The organism is Bradyrhizobium dasycarpum, assembly GCF_042019905.1.
Lineage (GTDB): Bacteria > Pseudomonadota > Alphaproteobacteria > Rhizobiales > Xanthobacteraceae > Bradyrhizobium > Bradyrhizobium japonicum_B.
The window spans coordinates 1226980-1239215 of record NZ_CP169574.1 but is presented as its reverse complement, the minus strand read 5'-3'; the positions used below and the strand labels follow the sequence as shown (position 1 = coordinate 1239215).

At 65.2% G+C, this 12236-nt stretch carries 11 protein-coding genes and 1 tRNA gene; 1 reads left to right on the top strand and 11 read right to left on the bottom strand.

Annotation, left to right across the window (positions count from 1 at the left end; all coding sequences use genetic code 11):
- Positions 1 to 126: 126 nt before the first annotated feature.
- Positions 127 to 729 carry a DNA-3-methyladenine glycosylase gene (locus tag ACETMP_RS06330; RefSeq protein WP_375160296.1) on the top strand — a complete coding sequence of 201 codons (603 nt, stop codon included), beginning with the start codon at positions 127 to 129 and terminating at the stop codon, positions 727 to 729.
- Positions 730 to 839: 110 nt separating this feature from the next.
- On the opposite strand, the gene ACETMP_RS06325 is transcribed toward ACETMP_RS06330, so the two are convergent.
- The 11 genes from ACETMP_RS06325 to ACETMP_RS06275 all read right to left on the bottom strand — a co-directional run bounded on the left by ACETMP_RS06325 (position 840) and on the right by ACETMP_RS06275 (position 12040).
- Positions 840 to 1154, bottom strand: coding sequence for a hypothetical protein (locus ACETMP_RS06325; RefSeq protein WP_375160295.1), 315 nt, complete (start codon positions 1152 to 1154; stop codon positions 840 to 842).
- Positions 1061 to 3715, bottom strand: coding sequence for a valine--tRNA ligase (locus tag ACETMP_RS06320; RefSeq protein ID WP_375160294.1), 2655 nt, complete (start codon positions 3713 to 3715; stop codon positions 1061 to 1063). Before ACETMP_RS06320 ends, ACETMP_RS06325 begins: the two co-directional genes overlap by 94 nt.
- Before the next feature lie 128 nt (positions 3716 to 3843).
- Complete coding sequence (locus tag ACETMP_RS06315) at positions 3844 to 4605, bottom strand: PopZ family protein (RefSeq protein WP_375160293.1); 762 nt, start codon at positions 4603 to 4605, stop codon at positions 3844 to 3846.
- A 304-nt stretch (positions 4606 to 4909) separates the two neighbouring features.
- Positions 4910 to 6295 carry a TolC family outer membrane protein gene (locus ACETMP_RS06310; protein WP_375161851.1) on the bottom strand — a complete coding sequence of 462 codons (1386 nt, stop codon included), beginning with the start codon at positions 6293 to 6295 and terminating at the stop codon, positions 4910 to 4912.
- Between the two features lie 206 nt (positions 6296 to 6501).
- The gene (locus tag ACETMP_RS06305) at positions 6502 to 7164 is read right to left on the bottom strand and encodes a protein-L-isoaspartate O-methyltransferase (protein WP_375160292.1); all 663 of its coding nucleotides are present in this window, start codon (positions 7162 to 7164) and stop codon (positions 6502 to 6504) included.
- A 138-nt stretch (positions 7165 to 7302) separates the two neighbouring features.
- Positions 7303 to 7482: a hypothetical protein gene (locus tag ACETMP_RS06300; protein WP_257179674.1), complete on the bottom strand. Its 180-nt coding sequence runs from the start codon at positions 7480 to 7482 to the stop codon at positions 7303 to 7305.
- Positions 7483 to 7698: 216 nt separating this feature from the next.
- Positions 7699 to 7773 (bottom strand) — tRNA-Asn (locus ACETMP_RS06295).
- A 136-nt stretch (positions 7774 to 7909) separates the two neighbouring features.
- Positions 7910 to 8278, bottom strand: coding sequence for a hypothetical protein (locus tag ACETMP_RS06290; RefSeq protein ID WP_375160291.1), 369 nt, complete (start codon positions 8276 to 8278; stop codon positions 7910 to 7912).
- Between the two features lie 205 nt (positions 8279 to 8483).
- A complete protein-coding gene (locus ACETMP_RS06285) occupies positions 8484 to 10184 on the bottom strand; it encodes a flotillin family protein (RefSeq protein ID WP_375160290.1) in 1701 nt (566 codons plus the stop codon).
- 19 nt (positions 10185 to 10203) lie between these two features.
- Entirely contained in the window at positions 10204 to 10866 is a 663-nt protein-coding gene (locus ACETMP_RS06280; RefSeq protein ID WP_375160289.1) for an OB-fold-containig protein, read from the bottom strand.
- Positions 10867 to 10876: 10 nt separating this feature from the next.
- Entirely contained in the window at positions 10877 to 12040 is a 1164-nt protein-coding gene (locus ACETMP_RS06275) for a PspA/IM30 family protein (protein ID WP_375160288.1), read from the bottom strand.
- Between the last annotated feature and the right edge of the window lie 196 nt (positions 12041 to 12236).

Sequence of the window (12236 nt, the reverse complement as noted above, 5' to 3'; positions counted from 1 at the left end):
TGTCCGGTCTGTTCAGGTCCTACCTAGTCGGTCTGGCGGGGCATCGCAACCCGGCTCGCCCCGCTTCAGGGAACATGGCAGATATGGGCAATATCCTGCTCTGTCCTCTGACGATTCTCATCTCGAATGGCTCCAAGATCGAACGCCTCATCCCCGCGGCTCGGCAAGCCGCTGAAACGTGCCTTTTTCGGCCGCAGAGTCCACGAGGTCGCGCCGGACCTGATCGGCGCGACGATGCTGGTCGACGGAATTGGGGGCATCATCGTCGAGGTCGAGGCCTATCATCATACCGACCCGGCGGCGCACTCCTACAACGGGCCGACGCCGCGGAACCAGGTGATGTTCGGCCCGCCCGGCTATGCCTATGTGTATCGCTCCTACGGCATCCATTGGTGCGTGAACTTCGTATGCGAGGACGAAGGCTCGGCCAGCGCCGTGCTGATCCGCGCGATCGAGCCGACGCATGGTATCGCCACCATGCGCCGCCGCCGTCATCTTCAGGATCTGCATGCGCTGTGCTCGGGCCCGGGCAAGCTGACCGAGGCGCTCGGGATCACCATCGCGCACAATGCTCTGCCGCTGGACCGGCCGCCGATCGCACTGCATGCGCGGACGGAGGATGTCGAGGTCGCAACCGGCATCCGGATCGGCATCACCAAGGCGGTCGAGCTGCCCTGGCGCTACGGCATCAGGGGATCGAAGTTCTTGAGCAAACCGTTTCCGAAGTAGCTGTCGTTCCGGGGCGATGCGCAGCATCGAACCCGGAACCTCGAGATCTCCAGGTGCGCAATTGCGCACTGGAGTTCGGCGCTGCGAGCCGCCCCGGAATGACGATCAACTCACGACGCCTGCTTCAGCCGCTCCAGCGCCTCAAGCAGCTTGGCCTTTCGAGCCAGCGCGGCCTCGCGCTTTTCGCGCTCCTCCTCGACGACCTCCTCGGCCGCGTTGGCGACGAATTTCTCGTTCGCCAGCTTGGATTCGGCACGCTTGATGTCGGCCTCGGCCTTGGCCATCTCCTTGTCGAGACGCGCGCGCTCGGCGGCGACGTCGATCACGCCCTTCAGCGGCAGCGCCGCGACCTCGCCGCGCACCAGCAGCTGGACCGCGCCGTCAGGCGCGCGGTCGGCGAAGGAGATGTCCGACAGCCGCGCCATGCGCTTGATGACGTCGGTCCAGCGCGGCGCGCGCTCCTCGTCTCGCCCGAAGCGCCCGCCAGCACCAGCGCCGTCAGCGTCGCCGGCGGAATGTTCATCTCGGCGCGCACCGAACGGATCTGTGTGATGAGGTCGATCACCCAGCCGATCTCGGCCTCGGCCGCAGGGTCGGTGAAGTCGGCATGATCGAAGATCGGCAGCACCCAGGCGGGGGAGACCAGCGGATCGGTCGTCCCCGTCGTCGCAGCGAGCATCGCAAGCTGCTCAGGCGTCGGCTCGGTCCGCTGCAGCGGCCATGGCGCCAGTGCAAGCAGGCCGTCGCGCTTGGCCGTCACCTCCCACAGCTCTTCGGTGATGAAGGGCATGAAGGGGTGGAGCAGCTTCAGGATCTCGTCGCGCGCCCAGGCGACCATGGCGCGGGTCTCGTCCTTGGCGGGACTGTCCGGCCCGAGCAGCACGGGCTTGGCGAGCTCGACATACCAGTCGCAATAGACGTTCCAGACGAAGCGGTAGATGCTGCCGGCCGCATCGTTGAAGCGATAGGCTTCGATCGCCTCGGTCACCTCGCGCGTGGTGTGCGCGCTCTCATGCGCGATCCAGCGGTTCAGCGTCTCCTTCGCCTTCGCCGGCTCGAAGCCTTCAGGCACGGCGCACTGGTTCATTTCTGCGAAGCGGCAGGCGTTCCAGAGCTTGGTCGCGAAATTGCGGTAGCCTTCGACGCGGCTGGTGGCGAGCTTGATGTCGCGCCCTTGTGCCGCCATCGCGGCCAGCGTGAAGCGCAGCGCGTCTGCGCCGTATTCGTCGATCAGGTTGAGCGGATCGATGACGTTGCCCTTCGACTTCGACATCTTGGCGCCCTTCTCGTCGCGGACGAGGGCGTGGATGTAGATAGTCGAGAACGGCACCTCCTTCATGAAGTGCAGGCCCATCATCATCATGCGGGCGACCCAGAAGAAGATGATGTCGAAGCCGGTCACCAGAGCATTGGTCGGGTAGTAGCGCTGCACCTCAGGCGTGTCATCCGGCCAGCCCAGCGCCGAGAACGGCCACAGCGCCGAGGAGAACCAGGTGTCGAGCACGTCCTCGTCGCGCGTGATGAAGCCCTCGCGCTTGTTGCGGTCGAGCGCCATCTCGCGGCCTTGCTCGGCCGTGATGACCTCCTGCTCGACGTAATAGCCGAGGGCGTGGCTGATCGCCTCCTCCTCGGTCTCGGCGACGAACACCTTGCCGTCAGGCCCGTACCAGGCCGGGATCTGGTGGCCCCACCACAGCTGGCGCGAGATGCACCAGGGCTGGATGTTCTCCATCCAGTCGAAATAGGTTTTCTCCCAGTTCTTCGGCACGAACGTCGTCTCGCCCGAACGCACCGCCGCGATCGCCGGCTTGGCCAGCGTCTTGGCGTCGACATACCACTGGTCGGTCAGGTACGGCTCGATCACGCTGTTGGAGCGATCGCCGTGCGGCACCATGTGGGTGTGCGGCTCGATCCGCTCGACGAAGCCGAACGATTCCAGCCGCTCGACGATGCGCTTGCGCGCAGCGAAGCGGTCGACCTTGTGGAACTCCTCGGCAAATTGCGAAGCCCCTTCGGGCAGGTCGCGCAGATAGTCCTCGTTGTCGACGAGATCGAGACAGCCTTCCCTATCGATCACGCTGATGCGGGCGAGGCCGTGGCGATTGCCGACCTCGAAGTCGTTGAAGTCGTGCGCCGGCGTGATCTTGACCGCACCCGAGCCCTTCTCCGGATCGGAGTAATCGTCGGCGACGATTTTGATCTTGCGGCCGACCAGCGGCAGGATCACGTTCTTGCCGACCAGCTTCTGATAGCGCTCGTCCTCGGGATGCACGGCGACGCCGGTATCGCCGAGCATGGTCTCGGGGCGCGTGGTGGCGACGACGATGAAGCTCGAGGGATCCTCGGGGCTGAACGTCCTGTCCTCGATCGGATAGCGCAGATACCAGAGGTGGCCCTTGACCTCGGTCTGCTGCACCTCGAGATCCGAGATCGCGGTGAGCAGCTTGGTGTCCCAGTTCACCAGCCGCTTGTCCTTGTAGATCAGCCCTTCGCGATGCAGCTCGACGAACACCTTGACGACGGCCTTCGAGAGGCCCTCGTCCATGGTGAAGCGCTCGCGCGACCAGTCGCAGGACGCGCCGAGGCGCTTGAGCTGGTTGATGATGGTGTCGCCGCTCTCGGCCTTCCACTGCCAGACCCGCTCGAGAAATTTGGCGCGGCCCATCTCGCGGCGGCCGGGCTGCTGACGCTCCATCAGCTGCCGCTCGACCACCATCTGGGTGGCGATGCCGGCATGGTCGGTGCCGGGCTGCCACAGCACGTCGCGGCCGCGCATGCGCTCGAACCGGCACAGGATGTCCTGCAGCGTGTTGTTGAGGGCGTGGCCCATATGCAGCGAGCCCGTCACGTTCGGCGGCGGGATCACGATGGTAAAGGGCACGGCGTCGCGGCGGTCGGGGCGGCCGGCCTTGAAGGCAAGGCTGTCCTCCCACACCACGGACATGCGGGCTTCGATATCGGCGGGCTGGTAATTTTTCTCGATCATGGGGGTGTTAGAAAGCCGCGTGCGCGGGTCAAGTCAACGGAAAGCTCGGCGGCAAGAGGGCTTTCCAGCCCGGTCCGCAGGCCGAACATGCCCTGGGAGCAGGCTTTATCGGGGCCGCACCGCCCCTCTCAGCGGCCGCCGCGCGAGACCCGCTCGATTTCGGCCTTCACGATGCGTTCGACGAGGCCCGGCAAATTGTCGTCGAGCCAGGACTTCAGCATCGGACGCAGCATCTCCTTGACCAGATCCTCCAGCGTCCGTGCATTGCTGCTGAGCACCGTATGGGCCAGCGAGTTGAAGGCGGATTCCACCGCCGAGACGGTCGATTGCGCCAGCATGGGCTGCTGCGGCGGCAGCGGCGGGGCATCGAAGTCCACCGGCGCGTAGGACGGCGACGGCTGCGGGCGCGGCGGCGGCGATTCGGAGAATTCGAGATCATCCCGCGGCTCGACCTTGCGGAAGCTCGGCGGCGGCGGAGCCGGCGTCGGATCCATCGCCATCTCGTCGGTCAATTCGAGCACGTCGGGTTCAGGCTCGGGCTCGGGTTCCGGCTCGGGCGCGCGGACCTCGGGCGCCGGCGTGGCCGCGTCGAGCCCCGCCAGCAGCGCGTCGATATCGTCCTGGCTGTTTGGCGATGCTTCGGCCGCAGGTGCGGGAGCTGGGGCCGGAGGTGGAGCGGCCTTCTCGGCAGCCGGTTTGGCCGGTGCCACCTTGGAGGGCGGAATGTCGTTCATCGCCTGCGGCTTCGGCGGCGCTGCGGGGGCCGCGGCTTTCTCAGGCTTGGCGGTCTCGGCCGGCGGCGGCTTGGCCTCGTCGTCGGCAATGATGCGCCGGATCGAGGCCAGAATCTCCTCCATCGAGGGTTCTGTGACCTTTGCAGGCTGCGTCATCTCCGACTCCACATCATCAACGCCCTCGCATGCGTTGTTTTACACCAAGCAAGGCAGGATTGGCCCGGTTCCGGGCGTGCGGCCTGCCATTTTCGTCGCGGCAGCCCGACTTGTCCCCAGATCACGGCTCAACGTGCGGCGGTGCGCCCCTGCCCCCGGCACTCAATCTCTACGCATACGGGATCAATACGAGACGAATCGACCCGCATTGTCCTAGCAAGGCTATGTCAGGGATTTTGATGATTGCAAGCAAAGTGCCGGTCGGCTTCGGCTGTTCGCGAGGCCGACCGGACGATTACGGGGATCAGCGCCCGTCAGGCGTGCGCACGCCGGCCCAGCTGTCGCGGACCTGATGGTAGTGAACGCTCGGATCGTAGACATTGGTCGCAAGACCGAGCACCTGCGGCGCCAGACGGCCGACGGCGGCGAGGACGTTGTAGGACGCGACGACGCGGTCGTGCTGCGCGGTCACGAGCGCGACGCGCGCATTGACCAGCGCCTGCTGCGCGTTGAGCACGTCGAGGGTGGTGCGCTGACCGGCCTTGGCTTCCTCGCGGACGCCGTTCAGCGCGATCTCGGACGCCGTCACCTGCGCCTGCGCCGACTGCACCTGCGCCTTGCCGGCCTGCAACGAACCCCACCATTGCACGATGGTCGCGCGGGTCTGGTCCCGCGTGTTCTCGAGGTTGAGACGCTGCTGCGCCAGGTTTTCCTTGGATTGGCGGATCAGCGAATATTCGCTACCGCCCTGATAGATCGGCACCGAGATCTGCGCGAGCGCGGAAGCGTTGAACGCACGGTACTGGATCAGGGATTGTTCGTAAGCCTGGGTCACGCTGGTCTGCAGGGTGACCGTCGGCAGCAGAGCGCCCTCGGCGACCTTGACCTGCAGGAAATTGACGTCGATGCCGAACATCGCGGCCGTCACATTCGGATGCTCGACGAGCCCGAGCTCGACCGCGGCCGCGAGCGTCGCGGGCAGGAAACGGTCGACGGGCGAGCCGGGCGCCAGGTTCGTCGGCTCGTTGCCGATGATGCGGCGGAAGTTCGCACGGGTCGTGTTGAGATCTGATTCGGCGGTCAGAGCCTGCGTTCTGCCGGCCGCCAGCTGGGCTTCCGATTGCGCAACGTCGGTGCGGGTCACCTCGCCGACGTTGAAACGATCACGGGTCTGCTTCAGCGTCTGCTCGAGCACCCGCACGTTGCTGCGCTGGACTTCCAGCGTCGCCGCATCGCGCAGATAATCCATGTAGGTCGTGGCGGCCTGGAGCAGCACGGTCTGATCGAGACTGCGCAGCGCTTCGCGGGAGCCGGAAACCTGGCTCTCCGCGGCGCGCGTCCTGTTGGCGGTCTGGTTGCCGTTGTACAAGGTCTGGGAAGCCGTCAGTCCGACGCTTCGCGGAATGCCGGGCCCGTGAGCCGGCGCGCCGCCGCGCTGGCTTTGGAAGTCCGAATATTGGTAACCCCCGCTCGCCGTCAGCGAGACCTTGGGGCGATAGCCGGACAAGGCCTGCGGCACGTTTTCGTCAGTCGAGCGCACCTGGGCACGCTGTGCGTTGAGCTGCGGATTGTTCTGATAGGCGCGCACCAGTGCCGCCTCGATCGTGTCCGCCATGGCAGGCACCGGCCCGGCAAGCGCCAGCAGCAGGACCGAAACCGCAGCTCCGGTGAAGAGCTTCACCCCATGCATCCCTGAAATTCCGTTCATTCTAACGCCCGGCTCGTGCCCGCGAGCTGGGTTACCGTCTACCGAGTGGAGTCGTTGCCCCGCCGCAACATAGGATGCGGATCGGCGCGACGGAACTACCCCGGAGTAGTTCCCGGTGGAAACTCTTCACGTGCAGCATCCCGGCCACACTTCTGATTCAGAACGGGATTTTAACGGGCTTTGGGTCGTCAGAAGACGAAAGCGGCCGCCCGTTCGAGCCCGGGAAGGACCGGAGCGGTGGCGTCGAACAGGGTTCGATGGCCTAACTCACCGTGGGTCCGGGTCACGATCATGGCCCGCGGCGGCCGGGATTCGGCGGACACCCCGACCAGGCGCCCGCCCTCCTTCAGCTGCCCGAGCAGCGCCTCCGGCATCACCTCGGCAGCGCCATTGAGGATGATCACGTCATAGGGAGCGGCGGACGGATCGCCTTCGCTGCAGGACGCGGCCTTGCAGGTGACATTGGCGAGCCCCAGCGACGCAAAGGCATCCCTGGCCTTCGCGGCGAGCGTCGAATCGCATTCCGTCGCAGTGACCTGGCCGGCCAGCTTGGCAGCCAGCGCCGCGAGATATCCCGTGGCGCAGCCGACCACCAGCACGCTGTCGCCCTCGCCGATTTCGGCGGCCTGAAGCAGCTTGCCGGTCAGCTGCGGCTTGATGAGGAAACGCTTGGCTGTGCCCTCGCTGACGTCGAGGTCGAGATCGAGATAGGCCAGTGCCTGCCGGGCGGCCGGCACGAAGGCCTCGCGCGGAACCGTGAGCATGGCATCGAGAACACGACGATCGGTGACATCATTGGTGCGCACCTGGCCATCGACCATTTTGAGGCGCGCGGTCGAGAAACCGGACATTTGCGGACCCTGCAATGCGGACGATGCCGCGGACGAAATTCGCGGCATCTTTGGAGCATGCACGGCCAAAACGCAACACGGCCGTTCACCTGCGGGACGAAGGCTTCCGCATCTTACCGCACTGGCCGCCGGAACGGATTATTCGATCGCCACCGCGAGGCGGCCGATCAGAGCTGCGACCTCATCCAGCCGCGCCGAATCGGGCGTCTCGACCGCACGCGCCAGACAGGCGAGGCATTCGTCGTCGCTGAGCTCCGGGATGTCGGCCGGCAGGATCGAGGGGGCCATTCGGGAACGGTCGACCTGGATGTCTGGCATGGGAATCAGCTCCGTCAAAATCCGGCAGCTGTCGAAGCTCGATTTCAATTGAGTCGATTTGGCGCCGTCCGCATGGCGCGACGACGCCCGTCCACACAACTGCTTGAATGCGAAAGTCAGGCAGGAATCGTGGGGCGCGGGCTTCAGAGATCAATGCAACGAGATCGCGCAGCGCGCGAGGACGCGGCTACAACTCATTGAACTTACGGAAAAATTTGGCTCCCCGGGCTGGATTCGAACCAGCGACCATCCGATTAACAGTCGGATGCTCTACCGCTGAGCTACCGAGGAAAAGGCGAACCAGTGGCTCGCGCGCGGCTGCGTATAACAAAGCCGCTTGCGCTTGCAAAGGACGAATTCGTCATCCTCCGAAACGTCCTTGAGGAAGGGCCTGGAAGCCCTCTCCTCCGGACGTCAGCGGCAACCGCTATTCCGCAAGAAACGAGGTGGTCTTGGTGCCAGAATCGTAGCGCAGCCGAAGCGCGGTCATCCTGCAGAGGTTGACGTTCTTCCACAGCACCGCCTCGTCGTAGCTCTGCCAGTCGACGCGGATGTTCCAGACGCAGCCCTCGTCGTCCTCGTCGAACTCGACATAGGTGCTGGCCTGGTTCTGGAGCACCTTCTCGAGCTCGTTGTCCCACTCGTCCAAGCCGTCATCCGGCGCGTTGAAGCCCAGGAATTTGATGGCATAGCCGGTCTCGTTGACGACCGTGACGTTGCGGGCGTCGCCCGCCAGCGACGGCATGGCCGCGATCGACAGACCGATCGCGATCAATCCAGACAGAAAATACTTCATGAAAATCCTCCGATCGAAACAGGTCTCGGCACCTGGCGTCGATCGGCACAGGCGCCGCGGCAACAAAAGCGTTGCCTGACAGGACGTCCGGAGCGCGATCGAGGGGTTCAACACCCCGTCGATCTGCGCTCCGGAACGTTGCGCGACGCGAGACGCGCGGGACCGTTTCTATCGTTTCGAATTCTCAGCAGCAATGAACGGGCATTCATAGATCGGCGGAGTTTGTCTTCGCCGGTGCCGGCGCAGCGACCGGCACGGCTGCGCCGTTGCTCTTCCCGGTCACGGCGCCGACCAGCGCCTGCACGGGATCATCGCCGGGCGCAAAGCCGCCCTGGCGCAGAATCTCGTCGATCATCGGGCGCAGCGCGTGCACCTTGAGCAGCTCGCCGGCGAGACCTTCGCCGAAGCCGACATTGCCTCCGCCGGCACCATTGCCGCCGAACGCGCCGCCGGTGTGCAGGATGCGGACGTCCTTGAGGTTGGCGATCGGCTTGACCATCTCGGCCAGCGCCGACGGCATCGTCTCGATCCGCCTCTTGGCGATCTCGAAGTCGATGATGTTGCTGCCGAGCTTGTTCTGCGCCTCGTTCTTCATGGTGATGACGGCGGCCTCGGCCTCACCGATGTCGCGGACGCCGACGGCCTTGATCTTGTTGGACTCGGCTTCGGCGGTGGCCAGCGTCTTCACGGCCTCGGCGCGATCGAGCGAGGCCTTCTTCTCCGCCTCGGCCGCGACGATCAGCTCGGTCGATTTGCGTTCGGCCTCGGTCCGCGCAGCCAGCACCTGGGTGAGACGGGCGCGATCAGCCACCTCGACCGCACGCGCCGTCACGACCTTCTCCTCCGCGGAGACGGCGAGCGCTTCGGCGGTCTTGGCTTCGGCGACGGCTTCCGAGGTCTCCTTGCTCTTGGCGGCGATCTGGATCTCGTTCTCCTGCGTGGCGATCTGGATCTCACGCTGGGCATCGGTCCTGCGCTTGTTGATCGCCAGATCCGATTCGATCACCGCGGTTTCCTTGACCTGCTTGGCACCGGCCTCCTTCTCGGCGACCGCCCTGTCGGTATCGATACGGGCGTTCTCCTCGGTCAGGCGCGCGGTCTGGGTTGCGGTTGCGACCTCGGCGCGGGTGCTCGCGGTCTTGTTGGCGATGTCGCGCTCCTGCGAAAGCTCGGCTTCCTTTTTGGTCCGCTCGATGCCGAGGGTCTGCTGCCGCGCCTCAAGGTCCTTCTGCGCGATCGCCACCTCGTTGTCCCGCACGATGGCGTTGCGGTCGCGGCGGCGGGTTTCGGTGACGGTCTTCAACTGGGTGAGGCCTTCGGCGTCGAAGAAGTTCTCGGGATTGAAGAACTTGACGTCGGTCTGGTCCAGCTTGGTCAGCGATACCGATTCAAGCTCGAGCCCGTTCGATTTCACGTCGGATCTGACCGTGGACTGAACGTGCTTGACGAAGTCCGAGCGCTTCTCCTGAAGCTCCAGGATGGTCATGGTCGCGGCCACCGAGCGCAGGCCGTCGACGAATTTCGCCTCGACCTGGTTGCGCAGCGCCTCGGCGTCATTGGTCAGCGCGCCCAGCGTCTGGCTGGCCAGCGCGATGCTTTCTTCGTCCGGGCGGACGCGAACGTAGAACTCCGCGACGATGTCGACGCGCAGGCGGTCCTTGGTGATCAGGGATTCCCGTTCCTTGCGTTCCACGGTGAGCCGCAACGTCTTCAGGTTGACGCTGGCATAGGAGTGGAAGATCGGCAGGATCATGGCGCCGCCGTCGAGCACGACTTTCTTGCCGCCAAGGCCGGTGCGCACGAAGGCTTCGTCGCGGGTGGCGCGCTTGTAGAGGATGGTGAAGACGATACCCAGGACGACGATCAGCGCGACGCCGATCATGGCCGGGACTGCGATGTCGAACATGACTTTCTCCGATAATGACCTAGCTGCTGCTTAGACTGGGCTTGGAAGGTTTGAGTTCATCGTCGGCCTTGACCGCCACGAAGCGCGTGCCGGCCCGATCGACGAGCAGGACCGCGGTTCCCTGCGGCAAGGGTGCCGATGACGGCGCCGCGACCGCCGAGACGAAATGGCGGTTGCCATGGACATCGGCGACGCTGACGCGGCCCGGCGGTCCCTGGTCGAGCGGGCCGATGACGACCTCACCGATGCGGCCGACGAGATCGCCGAGGCCGACGGCGTAGCTTTCATCCTTGGGAATGACCCGCGCGATCGCGCGGCTGGCGGCGCGGACCAGCGGAACCGAGATCACGACCGCCCCGACCGAAGCGACCGTCGCCGGCAAGGGACCGGCGACCATCCGTGCGACGTCCTGGATCAGGAAGCCGGTGATGGAGAAGGCGCCGAGCAGGAGCAGCAGGAAGATGAGGAGCGGCACGCCGCCGACATTGATCCAGGAGATGGCGTTGATCACGCCGTTGTCGCTCGGATGACCGAAATCGAAGTGGGTGCCGAGCATCTCGCTCAGGGAGGCCCCGACCAGCATCGAGACCACCTCGATCGAGCCGACGATGACGATCATGGCCGCCGCGATCGCGAACGGCCTCACCTCCGGCGACATGACGTGTTCGAGCAGAGCGCTCATGACACGGCACTCAGGTGCGTGACTTGAGACGCGCCAGCCTCGCCGCAATTTCCTTGTCGCGATGGAGCGTGCTGAGCTCGTCGATGTCGCTCGAATACGGAATGGCCTGGGGCACGCCGGTGGCGCGGGCCACCGCCCTGCCCGCACGCAAGGCCTTGGCTGCGGCGGAAGTGCCGCCCTGCTTGCGGGACGACGTCGAGCCCTGCTGACTTGCGGCCGCCTCGCTCTTTTCGAGCTCGGCGCGGCGCTGCTCGGCGTCCTGGAGTGCCGACAGCACCGCACGCAGCGAGGTGACAGATTGCTCGATCTTATCGTTGTTCTCGTCGATGGCGCGGGAGAGCACGTCGAACTGGGCCTCCAGATCCATCTGCCGCGCGATGCCGGCGCGCGCGAGGTCGTCGCGGCCATCGGCGATCGCGGTTTCGATCTTGGGGGCGAGATTGGCCATCTCGCGCTCGATTTCGGTCCGGCGCGCGTTGAGGCGGTATTCCTCGGCACGCGCGGCAGCGAGCGCGTCGCGCGCTTCGGTCTCGGCGCGCTCGATCTCGCGGATGGCCTGCCCGACCACCCCAAGCTTGTTCTTGCCTTCCGCCTGCTCGATCGCGTCGTAAGCGATCCCGGCGATCAGGCGCCCGACCCGGGACAGGAAATTGTCGGGAGCGGCAGCGATGTTCTCCATAGCGTTCTCCTCCTCTGGCAGAATGTTCGGCGTGACGCCGTAGTGGACTTCGAAACCGTCCTCGGTGCGAACCAGGCACGCGGGCACGCTTTGCCCCCAGCCCTCGGCATAGCCGGCATAGTCGAACGGCACGCTGAAGCGGCCTTGCACGGTCGCAATCGAGAGGGTGGCTGGGCCCTTGATCTTGGCGAGCTTGTCGTCGAGCGGCAGGCGGCGGCCCTGCGCCGCGCGATATTCGCTGCGGTCGCGCAGACCCAGCGTCACGAGACGCGACGGCAATGCGGTTGCCTTGCGGATCGGGTCATAGGCGTGGGCATGCAGCAGCACGACGTTGGAACCGATGTTGTGGCTTCGCGCGACCTCATCCAGGATTTCCATCATGCGGTCATAGGCCTGGAACGTCGCCTCCAGTGCGGCCTTGGCGGGTGCGTCAGGGGCAAGCCTGTAACGCAGTGCGGACGGCGCGTTTCGAGAGGACTGGCTCATGAAAAGCACTAAAGCACCATTTTAGTGCTTTAGGAAGAGGCGCCTTGTTCACATTCCTCTGATCCTTCGGCACTCTGCCGGTTAGTCGCGCCGGTCGCCGCCCACGTTCAAGCCCGGGATACCTCTACTCACAACCGATCAAGATCTTCTACTCGCATAGATTGCAATTTGAGACAAATGAGCACGCTCTCGGCCCACCCTGCCG

Coding starts and splice junctions, on each gene's coding strand:
- ACETMP_RS06315 (WP_375160293.1), bottom strand. CDS start 4,605: ATGACGCAGCCTGCAAAGGTCACAGAACCCTCGATGGAGGAGATTCTG.
- ACETMP_RS06320 (WP_375160294.1), bottom strand. CDS start 3,715: ATGATCGAGAAAAATTACCAGCCCGCCGATATCGAAGCCCGCATGTCC.
- ACETMP_RS06310 (WP_375161851.1), bottom strand. CDS start 6,295: ATGCATGGGGTGAAGCTCTTCACCGGAGCTGCGGTTTCGGTCCTGCTG.
- ACETMP_RS06330 (WP_375160296.1), top strand. CDS start 127: ATGGCTCCAAGATCGAACGCCTCATCCCCGCGGCTCGGCAAGCCGCTG.
- ACETMP_RS06290 (WP_375160291.1), bottom strand. CDS start 8,278: ATGAAGTATTTTCTGTCTGGATTGATCGCGATCGGTCTGTCGATCGCG.
- ACETMP_RS06305 (WP_375160292.1), bottom strand. CDS start 7,164: ATGTCCGGTTTCTCGACCGCGCGCCTCAAAATGGTCGATGGCCAGGTG.
- ACETMP_RS06280 (WP_375160289.1), bottom strand. CDS start 10,866: ATGAGCGCTCTGCTCGAACACGTCATGTCGCCGGAGGTGAGGCCGTTC.
- ACETMP_RS06325 (WP_375160295.1), bottom strand. CDS start 1,154: ATGGCGCGGCTGTCGGACATCTCCTTCGCCGACCGCGCGCCTGACGGC.
- ACETMP_RS06285 (WP_375160290.1), bottom strand. CDS start 10,184: ATGTTCGACATCGCAGTCCCGGCCATGATCGGCGTCGCGCTGATCGTC.
- ACETMP_RS06300 (WP_257179674.1), bottom strand. CDS start 7,482: ATGCCAGACATCCAGGTCGACCGTTCCCGAATGGCCCCCTCGATCCTG.